Source organism: Thermodesulfovibrionales bacterium (assembly GCA_026417875.1).
Taxonomy (GTDB): domain Bacteria; phylum Nitrospirota; class Thermodesulfovibrionia; order Thermodesulfovibrionales; family CALJEL01; genus CALJEL01.
Window position 1 is genome coordinate 15,124 of the sequence record JAOACK010000002.1, and the last position, 16,075, is coordinate 31,198.

Sequence of the window (16,075 nt, forward strand, 5' to 3'; positions counted from 1 at the left end):
TTTTTATCCTATATCATGCTCAGACTATCAACAAAAGGCCAGTACGGTGTGAGGGCAATGTATGAGATTGCGAGGGCCTATCCTGAACCAGTCACCATAAAAGAGATATCAGAAAAACAGGAGCTATCTATACCCTACTTGGAACAGATACTTAATAGACTCAAACACAGCGGACTTCTTATCTCCATTAAGGGTCCTGGAGGTGGTTATATCCTTAGCAGAAAACCAGAGGAGATAAATATCATCGATATATTAAAGGAACTCGAAGGGCCCCTTGCCCTAACATCCTGTCTTAATCCTGAAGAGGGATGCCTTAGAGTTGAAGGCTGTGTTACACACCTTCTGTGGAAAAGACTGGGAGAACAGATAGAGGGATTCTTAAGAACCATATCCCTGAAGGATCTTGTAGGTTTAGGAAGAGAGTTAGAGGAAGGGCTTGATGCCAAAGCTCAAATTTGTAGAAAACATTAAGGCAGACCTTACAGCAGATATCGTTTACATGATGTGCCCCATGCATCTTCTGAAGCTCCAGGAGATGATAAAAAAGGTGGAGCCAGGTCAGATAATTGAGATAATAACTGACTATGATGGAGCACTTGAGGATATTCCCGGGTGGTGTGAGAAGACCGGTCATGAGTTTATAGGTGTTGAGGAAGATACGGATTTTTATAAGTTTTACATAAGGAGGACAAAATGAGGTGCTACTTTGACCATGTGGCAACAAATCCTCTGGATCCGAGGGTGTTTGAGACTATGATTCCCTATTTTAAAGAAGAATTCGGAAATCCCCAGAGTGTCTATGACCTTGGCTTGAGGGCAAAGGAAGCAATTGAGAAGGCAAGGCAGCAGGTTGCCTCACTGATAAACTGTAAACCCTCTGAGATTATATTCACCTCCAGTGGTGCTGAATCAAATAACTTTGCCCTTAGAGGTATAGCCCTTGCAAAACAGAATGAGGGTAAACACATCATTGTATCAAAGGTAGAACACCATTCAATACTCAATTCAGCAAGATTCCTTGAAAAGAATGGCTTTACAGTAACCTTTCTTCCTGTGGATAAATATGGAATGGTTGACCCTGATGCTGTGAAAAAATCCATTACAAAGGAGACTACTTTAATATCCATAATACATGCCAGCAGCGAGGTTGGAACAATACAGCCATTAAAAGAGATCTCAAAGATAGCTAAAGAGAATAACATTATCTTTCATTCAGATGCAGTTGCCTCTACAGGAAATATACCGGTAGATGTAAAGGAACTAGGAGTTGATCTTCTCAGTATGGCTGCCCATCAATTTTATGGTCCAAAGGGTGCTGCTGCCCTTTATGTCAGGGAAGGGTTAAGAATTGTGCCTCTAATATACGGTGGGATTCAGGAAGGTGGAAGGCGTGCAGGCACAGAGAATGTGCCGGCAATAGTCGGAATGGGAGTCGCTGCTGAGCTTGCAAGAAATGAATTGACCGAGAGGATGGCACATGTGAAGAGACTAAGGGACAGACTTGTTAAGGAAATAACCTCAAGGGTTGAAAATATCTATTATACGGGTCATCCAGTTGAGAGGCTTCCAGGTCATGCAAGCTTCTGTGTTGAATATATTGAGGGTGAGGCAATGCTTTTGATGCTTGCTGCAAAGGGAATCTATGGTGCAAGTGGATCTGCCTGTTCAAGCAAAGCACTGAAGGCATCACCAGTACTTTTAAGCATGGGCATTCCTGCACAGCTTGCCCAGGGTTCTGTAGTCTACAGTCTCGGAAAGGATAACAGGGATGAGGAGATTGATTATTTTATAAATGAATTCCCCCAAATAGTAAAAAGACTTAGGGAAATTTCACCTTATCAGAAAGGCTGGGAAGAGTCGTCTTCACCTGCCTGCAAGCCAGAGTAAAGGAGGTTTTACAAATGTACAGTCAGAAGGTAATGGATCATTTCATGAATCCAAGAAATGTAGGAGAGATGCCTGATGCAGATGGTATTGGAACTGAGGGAAATCCTGTCTGTGGAGATGTTATGAAGCTATATATAAAAGTGAAGGATGACAGGATTGTTGATGCAAAGTTTCAGACATTTGGCTGTGGTGCAGCAATTGCTGTAAGCAGCATGATAACAGAGATGGTTAAGGGCAAGACCCTTGATGAGGCATTAAAGATTTCAAAGGAAACAGTGGCAGATGCCCTTGGTGGTCTACCACCACAGAAGATGCACTGTTCAAATCTCGGAGCAGATGCCTTAAGAAAGGCCATAGAAGATTATCTCTCAAAAAAGAAGGGCTAAAGCATGGCTTACAAAGACCTGAGGGAATTCATAAAGGTCCTTGAAGAAAGGGGACTTCTTAAAAGGATATCTGTTGAGGTTGATCCAGTACTTGAGATAGCAGAGATCAATGACAGGATTGTAAAACAGGGAGGACCGGCACTACTTTTTGAAAAACCGAAAGGTTCAAGATTTCCATGTGCTGTTAATCTCTTTGGCTCCTTTGAAAGGATGAGACTTGCTCTTGAGGTTAATGACCTTGATGAGATAGGTCAGAGGATGCTTGAATTCTTAGAGCCAGAGATACCTACTAATATAATAGAAAAGCTTAAGATGCTTCCAAAGCTTAAGAGACTCTCTGATTTTCTTCCAAAATATGTGAAATACGGTCCATGTAAGGAGGTAATAATAAAAGATAAGCCTTCCCTTGAAATATTTCCCATTCTCAAGACCTGGCCCCTTGATGGTGGAAGATTCATAACCCTTCCCTTGGTCTTTACAAAGGATCCAGAAACAGGAGCGAGGAATTGCGGGATGTACAGGATGCAGGTTTACGATGAAAGGACAACAGGCATGCACTGGCATATGCATAAAGATGGTGCAAGGCACTATAGAAAGGCAGAGGCAATGGGCAAGAGGCTTGAGGTAGCTGTAGCAATTGGCTCTGATCCAGCTACAATATATTCTGCTACAGCACCACTTCCAGAGGGTATTGATGAGATGCTCTTTGCAGGATTCCTGAGACAGGAACCTGTAGAGCTCGTTAAATGCGAGACAGTTGATTTGGAGGTTCCAGCTAATTCAGAGATTGTTCTTGAAGGATACTGTGAGCCCTTTGAAAGAAGAATAGAAGGCCCTTTTGGTGATCATACAGGATATTATTCCCTGCAGGACGAATTCCCTGTATTTCACATAACCTGCATAACCCACAGGAAGGATGCCATATATCCTGCCACTATTGTTGGAAAGCCTCCAATGGAGGACTGCTTTATTGCAAAGGCAACGGAGAGGATATTCCTTCCATTAATAAAAAAACAGCTTCCAGAGATAGTGGACATGAATCTTCCAATTGAGGGAGTCTTTCACAATTTAGCAATAGTCTCTATTGATAAGCGTTATCCAGGCCATGCAAGAAAGGTCATGTATGCCCTCTGGGGAATGGGACAGCTCAGCTTTACAAAGATAATCATTGTTATGGACAAAGATGTAAATGTCCAGGATATCTCGGAGGTTCTCTGGAGGATAGGCAATAATGTTGACCCCAAAAGAGATGTTGTTATTCTTGAAGGTCCCCTTGATGTCCTTGAGCATGCCTCTCCCATACCTGCCTATGGTGGAAAGATGGGTATAGATGCCACAAAAAAATGGCTCTCTGAAGGATTCACAAGACCCTGGCCACCAGATATAAAGATGTCAGAGGAGATTGTGAGGCTTGTCACAGAAAGGTGGAAGGAATATGGATTCTGAGTAGATTAAAAAACCACTGGCTTGATATTGTAGCCGAAAAATTCAAAACAATCAGCCAAAGAGGTTCAAAAAAGGATTTTTACTACCCTTACTTTGGAATTAAAAATTCCTCAATAGAAGAGGTTTGTATTGCCTTTATTAAAAGATTTAAGAATAAAGGCATAAATAGTAACCATGTGCTCAAGAGCTTATGTATTTTGAGGAGGCTGACCAAGAAACAGAACCCAAACTTTTAATAAAGAAGTGTACTGGGCTGATGTGAAGGATCTTTTTAAAAATAATATAAAGGAATTTGAGAGTTATACTCCAATAAAGTCTTCCAGCTCCTTTTCAGTAATCTCAATCTGAGCTCCCCAGGTCTTAAGTACCTTTGAGGATAGATAGCTTCCGGCTACGCCACATTTTTTTAAATCAAATCCTTTAATCAATCCATAAAGCACACCAGCAGAAAAGGCATCTCCAGCACCTGTGGTATCAATGACCTTTTCTGCAAGGCTCCTCTGATAATGAAGCTCTTCTTTTAAGCTTAATATAGCTCCTTCCCTGCCGAGTGTCACGGAGATGAATTCAGGTCCAAGACCGTGAATTTTTTTTATGGCACTTTCTAAATCCATTGAAGGAGTTAATAACTCCAGTTCATCTTTATTGAGAAATAATATGCTGGACCTTCTAAGAATGGGCTCTAGAATTTCCAGTCCATACTTCACATATAACATACCTGGAGAGAAACTGACCCTGATATCTCCTGAAAGTTTTAATACCCACTCCATCTGTCTCTTAAAGGCCCTTTCTCCAGCAAGGCTTGTTACATGAACTAACTGAAAATCCCCTTCCGTTGGATAATCAATTTCTTCAAGGCATAGATTCACACCTGGCAGCACATAGATAGAACGCCTTCCGAGACCATCGACAAATACAAAGGCCTTTCCTGTCTGTCCCTTCACTCTATTAATACAAAGCCTGACCCCTTTTCTCTTCAGAGATTCTTCAATCAGGTCTCCATCATCATCATTTCCCAGTACACCAAAAAAAGAACAAGGTATCGAAAGCTGTGAAAGTATTGAAACTGTATTTGCTGCACTACCTCCAGGTGATTTATAAAACTCCTGCACAAAGGTTTCGCCATCAGCAAGGAATTCATCAACCCTGAAAAGATAATCCATATTTAGTGCGCCAATGCCCATAACAGAAACGTCTTTCCAAAGCCCTGAAATCATAAAAACTCTCTATTGATCCCTTGTCATGAATACTGTGACTTATGTTTACCCAAGCTGGGCAGCCCTTCCACGAATCTTTCTTCTCATTATTTTGTGAACTGTAATCAGTGCCTCCATATCTTCTGTCTCACGTATAAGGGCATACTCTGCATTGTATGGAACAGGATTAAGAGCCTTCAAGCCTTCATATCCATATCTGTAAAAATTTTCAATTGGCAGTATAACTGCCTCAAGTGTTTCTGAGGCAACGGCAATTGTTCCATAGGGAAGGGAGTATTCATTTCCATTAAAGACAATAGCAAGCCCTCCACTTTTATTAACATAATCAAGCATCCTGAAATCAGTAATGCTATCGCCAATACAAACTGTTTTTGAAGGTTCAACATTAAACTTCTCCATAAATCCTATCAATGCTTCTACCTTTCTCCTGCCACCGGTAACCCTGATCTCCTTTATATAACTGTAAATTTCTAAATGAGGCAATTTCTTAAAATAAAACTCATCAAGTTCCTTCTTAAGTCTTTCATCATCATTTAAGGAAATCTCCAGTATCCTTTTTTTCTCTGAAAGAATCAATTCCCTTTCTTCAGTCCTAAGCCTTAAATTAGCCTTAAAGGCTGTGCAGGCAATGAATTCCGGTGATATGCCGAGCCTTGAGCCTATGTTATGAGCATGTGGTTCATAGCTTGTTGATATAATAACAACCGGGAATCCCTTATCTTTAAGTTTCTCAACAGTCTCTTTTGCTCCTGGTGTAAGCCCTGCCTTCTGGGAGACCTTTAATATGTCCTCTCCGGTAATGCCTTCTGAAAGGAGAAAAGGAACTATCAGATATAGTGTATCACCTGGTTCATAACCAGGCCTCTCTTCAAGGGTGAGTATGTCATCGTATCTTGAAATCCTTTCAAAGAGTTCATAACCTCTTTCTGTAAGACCCATAACCTCAAAGGCATTATCCTGAGGTGAAAGCGGTCCTTCCAGGTCAAAGGCTATTAGCCCTGATGAACCTTTCAATCTCTTCACTCAGATCAATTCCTCCTGCTTTTATTTCTTCTAAATTAAAACCCCTCTCAGAAAATCTTTTTAAAGTTATAATTATCAGCGGTATTTCCCTCAGGAATTCTTCTTCTCTTATCCTTTTAAATAGTGGATATTCCTCGCCATAGATTTTTTTAATATCCATTAAGGACATATTCATGAGATCTGCTTCAAGTTTGTTCCAAAGGAGCTCAAAATCTGGTCTCCTCAGACTGAACCTGCAGTAAGTCACAGCAGGTCCTTCATCAAGCTCAGGCGTGACAAGGTGTATCTGGGCACCAGCATAATAAGCTCTTGTCCTTATTAATTCCCACACCACCTCCTGCCAGCTGCCCTTTGGACCTCCCGGTATTGCTGGATGGAGGTTCAACATCCTGTGTTTTTCTGTAAGTGACTTTCCGGCAATAAGCATATAACCAGCCAGAAAGGAAAACTCTACCCTGTAATCTCTGATAAGCTTCCAGACCTCATTGTGATACTCCTCCCGCCACAATTCTCTGTCACGAAGTCTCATATCAGGAAGGAATTTTTTTGATGAAAATGTTATGGTCTTAAGACCCTGAGACTCTGCGTAATCAAGAAATCTATCTGTGATAGGAGATTCTCCTCTTTCCCTGTTGCAGAATAAAAAGGCTATATCAATCCTGAGCCCCCTCTCCCTTTCCCTTAGAACCACCTGAAGGAGCCTCCTTGCCTCCTCATCTCTACCTGTGGAAAACCATCCTATCTGCATGTAAAATAATACCAGAATCAAATAAAAGATAAAAGGTCTTCAGGCTAACATATTTTTTAAAATAAAGGTGAGCATATAATATCTTAATTTTATATCAAGTTTATATCAAGATTAAAAAATATTTTCGAAAAAGATTACCGTACCTTGATACCATTAAGAATCTAAGACCTCTCTTACAACTACAGCCAACTGTCGTGCATTTAGAGGCTTATCAAGAAATTTTATCTCCTGTTTAAAACTCCCTTTTTCAATTTTTATGTCCTCAGTATATCCTGAAATCAAAAGTATTTTAAGGCCCGGATAGAGGGCCTCGACTTCCTTTGCTAGCCTGTCACCTCTCATCTTTGGCATTATCAGGTCAGTAATTAAAAGGTCTACCTTTCCCTCTTTTTCTTTAAGTATCTCAAGAGCCTTAATACCATCCTCAGCCTCATAAACACGGTATCCGAGTTCTATTAAAACACTCTTCATGAACTCCCGTACCGCTTTGTTGTCTTCAACAATAAGTATACTTTCATCTCCAGAGGGTATACTCTCCGGAAATAAGGTCGAAGATATCTGAGCAGGTTGCTCATCTGTTTTTGGAAAGTATATCTTAAATGTCGAACCACGACCTTGCTCACTGTGCACTGAGATATGTCCTCCGCTCTGCTTAACTATTCCATATACAGTCGCAAGGCCAAGACCTGTACCCTTTCCTTTCTCCTTTGTCGTGAAAAAGGGTTCGAATATACGGGCCTTTACTTCCTCAGTCATACCTATACCCGTATCTTCCACAGCTAGCATGACATATTCTCCAGGCGTTACGGAAGGCTCAGTCATGGCACAATCATCATCAAAAAATGTATTCGATGTATGAATGGTAAGAACACCTCCATCAGGCATAGCATCACTTGCATTTGAGACAAGATTCATCACCACCTGTTCAATCTGTGCAGGGTCAGCCTTTATATTCCATAAAGAGGGATAAAGGTCAAGTTTAAGCTCTATGTCTTCTCCTATAATTTTCTTTATAAGTTTTGAGATACCCAGAACAATCTCATTCAGATTCATAACCTGAGGTTTCATAACCTGTTTTCTGCTGAAGGCAAGGAGTTGCTTTATGAGTGAAGCTGCCTTCTCTGCTGATTCAAGGACAGCATCTATATGTCTTTTTAATTCCGGATAATCATTCAACTTCATAGATACAATCTCGGAAAAACCTATTATAGCTGTTAGATAATTATTAAAATCATGGGCAATGCTTCCTGTGAATCTTCCTATAATCTCCATCTTCTGTGCCAGCCTTAATTTCTCTTCCATTTCTTTTTTGTCTGTTATGTCATTTGCAATAATAATAAATGTACGCTCCCTGTTTCCCATTGATATGGAACTCAACTGAAAATTCCACACCCTGCTCTTTCCATCAGCACATCTGATCCTGTAATCTAAATATTCATTAATTGCCTCTTGCGGGGAGTTGAATTCTCTAAAGGGAGGGTTACATTCAAGATATTGATTCAACTCACTCAGGGTTTTAATCTTTTCTATATCATAACCAGTTATGTCTCTGAAGTTTCTGTTAAGAAAAGTAATCCTTCCTGTTTCAGTCGTAATTATTACCGGGTTCGGTGCATTCTCTATCAAAGAACGAAATCTTTCCTCGTTTTCCCTTATTAATCTATATCGCTCCCGATGTCTTAAATATCCAGTGATACCAGCAAAAAGAAATCCCAGACCAATAAGACCCATCAGTCCATAAACAATAAATTTCCTGTAATCCTGCACGCTACGGACAGGAGTCCATTTTTCAAGCATCCTTTTCATAATACCACCCTCTCTGAACTCCTTGAGTGTACTTTCAAATATATCCCTTAAATCACCTCTTTCTCTGTTCACTGCAATTGCAATGCTGTCTCGGGTTAAAAGGTCGGGAAAACCCAAAATTCCCTTCTTGATCTTAATCTTTCCAAGGTATTTTTCGTGCATCAGTACCATCGAATTAATATAGTCATTTATCACGAGATCCACAGTGCCCTCTATAAGGGCATTAATGCTTTCTTCTGTTGAGGCGAAGGTGATAATCTGAAGATTCTTGAACTTTTTTGCAAGCTCCCTTGCCTTTATCTCACCTGTTGCAAGTTTTTTAACACCGATCCTCTTACCTGATAGATCTGCTTCAGGCTCACTGTCTGCCCTGTAAACATAGACTAGACCGGTTTCAAGATAAGGAGATGTAAATTTAATAAATCTCTCTCTTTCATCAGTTACGTATATAGCACCAATGCCTATATCTGCCCTGCCTTCTTTAAGTGCATTTAGAACTTCCTGAAAAGGAACAATCTCAACCGGACATATCAAACCATTTGTCCTGCATATCATTTCAAGAAGGTCTATATCAAAACCTGCAAGTCTTCCATTTTCATAAAAAACAAAAGGAGGATATATAGAGGCAACGACCTTAATCTCCTTTTCAGCTGAGAAAGAGCGTGCGGGTATGATTATCTTTATAAATATAAAAAGTGGTATAAATATTTTTATAAGTGAAAACCCCATGCCATCATTTTATCACATACTAATATTAAACTTTATACAGATAAAGCAAGATTTTCATATACAAGGTTGTTCCAATTGCGGATAGAAAAAAGAGCAGATGACTAACTTTGTCTAATCTTTCTACAATAAAAAGTATTGACAAAATATATTATTTTGCTTTATATTCTTTACCTTAGAAAGAGCATTTTGCTCTTTTAAATAACCTGAAGGGGGGTAGTGAATTGCATGCTTTAGGTATTCACTTATTAGTTGAATTAAGGGATTGTAATCCTGAGATTCTCAAGAATCTTGGAGAAGTTCGTGACGCCCTAGTAACAGCTGCAAAGAAAGCAAAGGCCACAATTATTGATGTATCCTTTCATGAATTCAATCCATTCGGAATTAGCGGCATGGTTATCATTGCCGAATCTCACCTCTCCATTCACACCTGGCCAGAATACGGTTATGCAGCTGTAGACATCTTTACCTGTGGTGACACTATCAAGCCGGAGGTAGCTGCCGAGTATCTGATTAAGAGATTTGAATCCAAAAATCCCTCAATTGTGGAGATGAAGCGAGGAATCCTTTCTCTTGATGGAAGAAAGCTACCACACAAGGTAACAGATGTTCAGCTTGAGCTTGTAACCTGATTCTGTCTATAATTTAAAAAGACACAGGGCTTAAGCCCAAGTAAGGAAGTTTTTTCTTTTAAAGAATCAGAAAGTGGGTGATGCGTAATTCAGTGGAGATTTTGAAGATCTCTTAACCCACATGGATTACGCATCACATCCTTACAAGTCATGTTTTATCCTTGAGTGCTGCAATACCGGGGAGTTCCTTACCTTCAAGTAGCTGTAGGGCAGCTCCTCCTCCCGTTGAAATAAAGGATATACTGTCTGACACCCCTGCTCTGTGGACAGCAAGATCTGTATCCCCGCCGCCTACAATTGTTAGTGCATAGGCATCTGCTACTGCCCTTGCCACAGCAAAGGTCCCACGGGAAAAGGCATCTATCTCAAAAACTCCCATAGGTCCATTCCATATAATCGTCTTTGCATCCTGTATGACCTCAGCAAAGAGTCTTGTGGATGCAGGACCTATATCAAGAGCTTTCCAGCCTTTAGGAATTTCCTGAATGGGTACTATCTTTGTTTCGGCACCCTTTTCAACTGACTGCGCTATTACACAATCCACGGGAAGATAAAATTTAACCCGGCTCTCACGAAGCCTGTCCATTATTCTTGTAGCCAGGTCAATCATCTCCTCTTCTACAAGAGAATCACCGACATCAAACCCCATAGCCTTGATAAATGTGAATGCCATTCCACCGCCAACTATTACTTTGTCAACCTTCTGAGCGAGGTTCTCTAACACACCGATCTTACCTGAGACTTTTGCTCCTCCTAGAATTGCAACAAAGGGCCTCACAGGTGACTCCACAGCACCCTTAAGGTACTGAATCTCCTTTCTCATCAAAAATCCTGCTGCACCGGGTATGTATTTTGGAATACCCACAATAGAGGCATGTGCCCTGTGTGCAGCTCCGAAGGCATCATTAACATAGTAATCTGCAAGGCTTGCAAGGGCCTTAGCAAAATTATCGTCATTCTTTTCTTCCTCAGGATGAAATCTCAGGTTTTCAAGAAGTATTACATCACCCTTACCCATATTTTTTACAGCTTTCTCAACCTCAGCACCTATGCAATCTTCCAGAAAGATGACCTCTTTATTCAGAAGCCTGCTCAGTCTCTTCGCTACAGGTCTCAGACTGAATTTTGGATCAACCTTTCCCTTTGGTCTTCCAAGATGAGAAGCAAGGATCACGGAGGCACCTTCATCAATTGCATAATTGATTGTTGGAAGTGTTGAACGTATCCTTCTATCATCTGTAATATTCTGTGCCTCATCAAGAGGAACATTGAAATCAGCCCTAATAAAAACCCTCTTGCCTTTTATATTGAGATCTTCAATGGAAAGTTTATTAAGGACATTTGCTGGAGTAATCTCATTATTTGCCATCTTTCCACCTCATTTTAAAAGATAGAGTATTAAGTCCTTCAGTCTGCTGCTGTAACCCCATTCATTATCATACCAGGCAAATACCTTGACCATCCTTTTTTCTATAACGGCTGTAAGGCTAGCATCAACTATTGCTGAATGGGGATTGCCGTTAAGATCAGTTGATACAAGTGGCTCTTCAGAATACTCCATGATACCTTTAAGAGACCCTTCCGCAGCCCGTTTAAGTGCTCCATTGACTTCTTCAACAGTAACATCCTTGCTTACCTCTGCAACCAGGTCAACAAGGGATACATTTGCTGTTGGAACCCTTATGGCTATGCCGTCAAGCTTGCCCTTAAGCTCTGGCAGCACCAGGCCAACAGCCTTTGCAGCACCTGTTGTAGTGGGAATCATGTTTAATGCAGCAGCCCTTGCCCTTCTGAGGTCTTTGTGGGGAAGATCAAGAATTCTCTGGTCATTTGTATAGGAGTGGATTGTTGTCATAAAACCTTTAATTATTCCAAATTCTTTGTGAAGAACCTTTGCTACAGGAGCAAGGCAGTTTGTGGTGCATGAGGCATTGGATATTATCTTATGGGCCTTTTTATCAATCATCTCTTCATTTACTCCCATACACACTGTCACATCAGGGTCTTTTGCAGGGGCAGAAATTATTACATATTTCACACCGCCCCTAAGATGCTTTGAGGCTCCAGCCCTGTCTGTGAATCTTCCCGTAGATTCTACTACTATTTCCACGCCGAGGTCTTCCCAGGGTATCTTTTCAGGCTCTGTTTGTGCAAATACCTTAATATTCTTTCCATTAACCGTGATGCTATCAGAGGTATAGCCTATATCGGCCCTGAATATTCCGTGAACTGAATCGTATTTAAGGAGATGGGCGAGGGTCTTTGAATCCGTAAGGTCATTAACAGCCACTATCTCTAAATCCTTGACTTCCGAGCAAGCCCGGAAAAAATTCCTTCCAATTCTTCCAAAACCATTAATACCTACCCTGACAGCCATAATTATACCTCCTCAAAAATTCAGGTATCTTAAAGTGATACCCCTTTATCAAAAGAATATTCAAAAAGATTTATAACCGTGCCTGTTTTGAGTTTTGGATAAAAATATGTGGACTTTGGCGGCATCCTTAGAGAAGAAAGGGCAACAATTTCCACTTCCTCCACCTTTGTTGCATTCAAAAAAAATCCAGCCCTGTACTGGCCGCTATCCACAAGTTTTACAACTTCTTCAGGATTCATTTCATAAAGTATTTCACTTATTCCAAGGAGTTTATCAAATATTAGATTATGGAGTATTGAAACATCAAGATATCTCAGAGCTGGATGGAGATCGGAAAGGTCCTTACCCAGGTATCTAAGAATAAAGGTCTGGTTTTGGGTATAAAGACCTAAAGTATGCTCCTTTCCAAGAATCTTTTTCACTATATCAGAAGGTTTTTTAAGCCGCACCCTTGATATTTCAAAATACTCTTTGAGCATCTCGTGCCATCCGGAAGGCAAATCTCTTATTGCCCTGTGGGTTGGAAGAATGGTTATTCCATCATCAGCCATGTTTGCAAGAAACATCAATACATAATCATAGGGCTCCGTACCATCATCATGGGGATTGAGGGAAGATATCTCTTTTTTAAACTGAAGTGCTGTCTCATATCTGTGATGACCATCAGCTATGAATATGGCTTTGTCTGAGAGCTCCTTTCTTATAATTTCAATATCTCTTTCAGAATAAATTATCCAGAGGGAATGTTTGATGCCCTCCTCATCTACAAACTGAAAAAATGGTTTCTGTCTTCTAAGATCATAGAGTATTTTGCTTGATCTTCTTTCAGGGCTTTTATAAAGAGCATATATAGGACTGATATTTCCATTACATGTTTTCATGAGATTAAGCCTGTCTGTCTTTGGCTTAGAATGTGTTGCTTCATGAGGATGGATATTACCCTTTCCGAATTCCTCTATTTTAACAAGGGCCATAAAGCCAGTGAGTGTTTTATTTTTTCCATGAACCTGGTAATCAATCTGGTAAGCATAGAAAGCGGGTTTTTCTGCTGTTATGAGTATTCCAGAAGTTAACCAGCTCTTAAGCAAATCTCTTGCTCTTGTATATTTATTAGAATACTCACTGTCTCCTGGCATTTCTCTTCCATAATCTACATGAAGTATGTTATAGGGAGTCTTATTATAAAGCCTTTCCCTTTGATCTTCAGAAACCACATCGTAAGGGGGTGCCACCACATCCGCCATGTTAACACGTCCAGGATTAAATAAAACCGCCTTAAAAGGTCTTATCTCGGCCATTAAATCTCCATAAAAAGAGTAGTGGTGAATTGTAATTAGTAATAAGTTTGCGATAGCAAAGATTAAAAAAGCTCTGAACCCTCACTCATTACTAATCACTGATTATTGAAAATCTTCGCTCATATAATATCATATATCTTTTTATGCTTCAACCCCGCAGATTTTAAACTCCTTCTCTGCTTATTTCAGGCGTTATTTTTATAATTTTATACATTGTGAAATTGGTGTTGGCTATACTCCTGAGATTCAGATGGAATCTTTTAAGACCATGCGCTAACTTGAGATTTGATGCTTATCATGATTAGCAATAAATTTCACAAAAAGGAAGTAAAGAAGAGGCAAAATTCACCTATCCTGGAGTGAAGGAGTACAGGCCTATTACAATAGCATTTATAGAAAGGCAAAGAGCTTTATTCACATTGATAGATATCATTACCACCGTATAGCAACAGACCTTGAAAGTTTGAATTAGCAGGCAAGGTAATAAGGCATGCACAGAGACTCTGTCTTAAGATATAGATATTAGAAATTTATACTTTACAAGAAGGTAAGGCTCGGAAGTCAGAATTGGTATCCTAAGAGTATAGAGTGATTTAAAAGACCAATAGCCTGAGGAGTAGCGAATCCTAAAAATAGGGACAATCCCTATTTTTTGCCATGGCAGGAATGTCCGAAGACTATTTAAACCTACGAGGTGGTAATTTTCATCTTCACTTTCATACTCCTTTGATATTCCTTCCATAAATATATTAAAAAAAGGTCAGTGAGTTCTACTTCCATGGGTGTGTCCTCCTTTCTTTGAGAAATTCATTGTTAATTATGGAGGATACATCCTTTTTTCTTTAATTTTCAATTTTACACAGAAAATTTTACATTACCCCTTGCGCTGGTGTTTTGACTGAAATTCAGGGATTTTATTATAATAGTAAGAGTTATCTCCGATTGAGGCCTTCTCTTGGAGATTTTAATAATTAATATAATTGAAAGGAGGGAAGTTTATGCCTGCAGAAAAAGGGAAATCAAAAACAGATGTTGCTGCAAGACTTGAGGCTAAAAAACAGACACACTACTGCAGCAACTGTGGAAAGAAGGTGGAAGTTGTTCTTTCTGTCTCGCCATCCGGTAAGAAAAGGATGAGGCGGCTCTGCTGTGAACAGTAACAAAGTAGGGGTGAATATTCACCCCTACTTAATCTCATAGATTGCTTTCTTTCTGTTTTCTAAAACTTCTCGTCTCCAGGTCTCAAGACCTTCCTGCCCCATCATGGCCTTTGTGTAAATCTTCCCGCTTTCAACAGCAGGTTGATTGAAAGGATTAATGCCATAAAGTATACCTGTAAAGGCAGTTGCAATCTCAAGGAAGTGGAAGAGACTTCCCAGACTGTGAGCGTTAATAGCAGGTACAGTAATAGTCATATTTGGTCTTCCTGCCTTCATGAGACTCAGTGCAGTTGATTCCTGCTCTGTCTTTATGAGCTCTGAAAGATAATGACCTCCGAGAAAAGAGAATTCCTTTATGTCTTCGAAGATTGGTGGAATTTTTACATCCCTTCCGTAATCTTCTATCTTTATGAAGATAACCACCTTGTCATCCGGTCCTTCTATCCAGAGCTGTAGCTGTGAATGCTGGTCCGTAGCTCCTGTTGAGGGATAGGGCATCAGTCCTCTACCATCCTTACCCAGGCTCTCTGCCCATAGCTGGCAGAACCATTCTGAAAGAGATTTTAAGGAGTCAGCATAGGGCATAAAGATGTTTATTCTTCTAGAAAAGTTTATATCGTTAATATAAAGAAGTGCTCCGAAGAGATAGGCAGGATTTTTGAAAATATCAGGTTCGTCACACTTTTCATGAATCTCCCTTGCACCCTGAAGAAGCTCCTGGGGCAGGATATTTATTACAGATGCACATAGAAGACCAACAGAACTCAGGACTGAATATCTTCCAACCACTCCAGCAGGAATGGGCAGACTTTTTAGATTATGCTCTCTTGCAATTCTTCTAAGCGGTCCCTTTTCCGGATCTGTTGTAATTATAAAATGCTCTTCAGGTTTAAGCCCGGATTTTTTGAGAATTTCCCATATTATCATGAAAGACGCAATGGTCTCGCCTGTAGTACCTGATTTTGAAATGACATTAAAAACGGTTTTTTTTAAATCAATCTGCTCCAGTATTTTATGCAAAGTAAGTGGATCAACGTTGTCATATATATAGACAGCTGGTACAGGACTGACATGGAGACAATCCCTTATCACTCTGGGTCCGAGGGCAGAGCCACCGATTCCGAGTATAATAAAATTCTCAGCTCTCTCTCTCACCCACTGTCCTGTCTTTTCTATCTCAGAAGTATTCTGAAAAGGAAGATCAAGGAATTGTAGCTCCTGAAATTCTCTTTTTATTATTTTTTTATGGCTATCTTCTATTGTGGGTCTGAGTTTATTGAGGTCTTCAGGGCTTACACCCCTTTTACCAAGAAAATCTTCCATCATGAATGAATAGTTAAGCTTCATCTGTTCCTCCTTATTCCAGGTC

The 16,075-nt window shown here is 40.1% G+C and carries 15 protein-coding genes; 7 read left to right on the top strand and 8 right to left on the bottom strand.

Annotation, left to right across the window (positions count from 1 at the left end; all coding sequences use genetic code 11):
- The first annotated feature begins 15 nt into the window (after nucleotides 1-15).
- Genes N2257_00625 through N2257_00645 form a run of 5 tightly spaced genes read left to right on the top strand, consistent with a single transcriptional unit; the run spans nucleotide 16 to nucleotide 3,719 of the window.
- Nucleotides 16-471 (top strand): Rrf2 family transcriptional regulator, encoded by a 456-nt coding sequence (locus N2257_00625; GenBank protein MCX7792901.1) that lies wholly within the window; start codon nucleotides 16-18, stop codon nucleotides 469-471.
- Nucleotides 440-697 carry a sulfurtransferase TusA family protein gene (locus N2257_00630; protein MCX7792902.1) on the top strand — a complete coding sequence of 86 codons (258 nt, stop codon included), beginning with the start codon at nucleotides 440-442 and terminating at the stop codon, nucleotides 695-697. The genes N2257_00625 and N2257_00630 overlap by 32 nt, the downstream gene beginning before the upstream one ends.
- Complete coding sequence (locus tag N2257_00635) at nucleotides 694-1,887, top strand: cysteine desulfurase (GenBank protein MCX7792903.1); 1,194 nt, start codon at nucleotides 694-696, stop codon at nucleotides 1,885-1,887. The genes N2257_00630 and N2257_00635 overlap by 4 nt, the downstream gene beginning before the upstream one ends.
- A 14-nt stretch (nucleotides 1,888-1,901) precedes the next feature.
- A complete protein-coding gene (gene nifU, locus N2257_00640) occupies nucleotides 1,902-2,273 on the top strand; it encodes a Fe-S cluster assembly scaffold protein NifU (GenBank protein ID MCX7792904.1) in 372 nt (123 codons plus the stop codon).
- 3 nt (nucleotides 2,274-2,276) lie between these two features.
- A complete protein-coding gene (locus tag N2257_00645; protein ID MCX7792905.1) occupies nucleotides 2,277-3,719 on the top strand; it encodes a menaquinone biosynthesis decarboxylase in 1,443 nt (480 codons plus the stop codon).
- A gap of 299 nt (nucleotides 3,720-4,018) precedes the next feature.
- Here the strand turns inward: N2257_00645 and N2257_00650 are convergent, their stop codons facing one another.
- From N2257_00650 to N2257_00665, 4 genes are all read right to left on the bottom strand, one after another.
- Complete coding sequence (locus N2257_00650) at nucleotides 4,019-4,936, bottom strand: PfkB family carbohydrate kinase (GenBank protein MCX7792906.1); 918 nt, start codon at nucleotides 4,934-4,936, stop codon at nucleotides 4,019-4,021.
- Nucleotides 4,937-4,981: 45 nt separating this feature from the next.
- Nucleotides 4,982-5,959, bottom strand: a complete 978-nt coding sequence (locus tag N2257_00655; protein ID MCX7792907.1) for an HAD hydrolase family protein — start codon at nucleotides 5,957-5,959, stop codon at nucleotides 4,982-4,984.
- Nucleotides 5,919-6,707: a formyltransferase family protein gene (locus N2257_00660; protein ID MCX7792908.1), complete on the bottom strand. Its 789-nt coding sequence runs from the start codon at nucleotides 6,705-6,707 to the stop codon at nucleotides 5,919-5,921. The genes N2257_00655 and N2257_00660 overlap by 41 nt, the downstream gene beginning before the upstream one ends.
- 153 nt (nucleotides 6,708-6,860) lie before the next feature.
- Nucleotides 6,861-9,242 carry a transporter substrate-binding domain-containing protein gene (locus N2257_00665; protein ID MCX7792909.1) on the bottom strand — a complete coding sequence of 794 codons (2,382 nt, stop codon included), beginning with the start codon at nucleotides 9,240-9,242 and terminating at the stop codon, nucleotides 6,861-6,863.
- Nucleotides 9,243-9,463: 221 nt separating this feature from the next.
- Here N2257_00665 and speD point away from each other — a divergent pair, with 221 nt between their 5' ends.
- Nucleotides 9,464-9,871, top strand: coding sequence for an adenosylmethionine decarboxylase (gene speD, locus N2257_00670; protein ID MCX7792910.1), 408 nt, complete (start codon nucleotides 9,464-9,466; stop codon nucleotides 9,869-9,871).
- A 148-nt stretch (nucleotides 9,872-10,019) separates the two neighbouring features.
- Here the strand turns inward: speD and N2257_00675 are convergent, their stop codons facing one another.
- The 3 genes from N2257_00675 to N2257_00685 are packed head-to-tail and all read right to left on the bottom strand — an operon-like array spanning nucleotide 10,020 to nucleotide 13,546.
- Nucleotides 10,020-11,240: a phosphoglycerate kinase gene (locus tag N2257_00675; protein ID MCX7792911.1), complete on the bottom strand. Its 1,221-nt coding sequence runs from the start codon at nucleotides 11,238-11,240 to the stop codon at nucleotides 10,020-10,022.
- Between the two features lie 9 nt (nucleotides 11,241-11,249).
- Complete coding sequence (gap, locus tag N2257_00680) at nucleotides 11,250-12,248, bottom strand: type I glyceraldehyde-3-phosphate dehydrogenase (protein ID MCX7792912.1); 999 nt, start codon at nucleotides 12,246-12,248, stop codon at nucleotides 11,250-11,252.
- 29 nt (nucleotides 12,249-12,277) lie between these two features.
- Entirely contained in the window at nucleotides 12,278-13,546 is a 1,269-nt protein-coding gene (locus N2257_00685; protein ID MCX7792913.1) for a DUF1015 domain-containing protein, read from the bottom strand.
- A gap of 998 nt (nucleotides 13,547-14,544) precedes the next feature.
- Between N2257_00685 and N2257_00690 the strand changes: the two genes are divergently transcribed.
- Nucleotides 14,545-14,706, top strand: coding sequence for a hypothetical protein (locus N2257_00690; protein ID MCX7792914.1), 162 nt, complete (start codon nucleotides 14,545-14,547; stop codon nucleotides 14,704-14,706).
- A 24-nt stretch (nucleotides 14,707-14,730) separates the two neighbouring features.
- Here the strand turns inward: N2257_00690 and N2257_00695 are convergent, their stop codons facing one another.
- Nucleotides 14,731-16,053 carry a glucose-6-phosphate isomerase gene (locus N2257_00695; protein ID MCX7792915.1) on the bottom strand — a complete coding sequence of 441 codons (1,323 nt, stop codon included), beginning with the start codon at nucleotides 16,051-16,053 and terminating at the stop codon, nucleotides 14,731-14,733.
- Between the last annotated feature and the right edge of the window lie 22 nt (nucleotides 16,054-16,075).

Excerpts from the sequence above, each read along its gene's own strand:
- N2257_00625 (MCX7792901.1), top strand. The coding sequence starts at position 16 with ATGCTCAGACTATCAACAAAAGGCCAGTACGGTGTGAGGGCAATGTAT.
- N2257_00630 (MCX7792902.1), top strand. The coding sequence starts at position 440 with ATGCCAAAGCTCAAATTTGTAGAAAACATTAAGGCAGACCTTACAGCA.
- N2257_00635 (MCX7792903.1), top strand. The coding sequence starts at position 694 with ATGAGGTGCTACTTTGACCATGTGGCAACAAATCCTCTGGATCCGAGG.
- nifU (MCX7792904.1), top strand. The coding sequence starts at position 1,902 with ATGTACAGTCAGAAGGTAATGGATCATTTCATGAATCCAAGAAATGTA.
- N2257_00645 (MCX7792905.1), top strand. The coding sequence starts at position 2,277 with ATGGCTTACAAAGACCTGAGGGAATTCATAAAGGTCCTTGAAGAAAGG.
- N2257_00650 (MCX7792906.1), bottom strand. The coding sequence starts at position 4,936 with ATGATTTCAGGGCTTTGGAAAGACGTTTCTGTTATGGGCATTGGCGCA.
- N2257_00660 (MCX7792908.1), bottom strand. The coding sequence starts at position 6,707 with ATGCAGATAGGATGGTTTTCCACAGGTAGAGATGAGGAGGCAAGGAGG.
- N2257_00665 (MCX7792909.1), bottom strand. The coding sequence starts at position 9,242 with ATGGGGTTTTCACTTATAAAAATATTTATACCACTTTTTATATTTATA.
- N2257_00675 (MCX7792911.1), bottom strand. The coding sequence starts at position 11,240 with ATGGCAAATAATGAGATTACTCCAGCAAATGTCCTTAATAAACTTTCC.
- gap (MCX7792912.1), bottom strand. The coding sequence starts at position 12,248 with ATGGCTGTCAGGGTAGGTATTAATGGTTTTGGAAGAATTGGAAGGAAT.
- N2257_00685 (MCX7792913.1), bottom strand. The coding sequence starts at position 13,546 with ATGGCCGAGATAAGACCTTTTAAGGCGGTTTTATTTAATCCTGGACGT.
- N2257_00690 (MCX7792914.1), top strand. The coding sequence starts at position 14,545 with ATGCCTGCAGAAAAAGGGAAATCAAAAACAGATGTTGCTGCAAGACTT.
- N2257_00695 (MCX7792915.1), bottom strand. The coding sequence starts at position 16,053 with ATGAAGCTTAACTATTCATTCATGATGGAAGATTTTCTTGGTAAAAGG.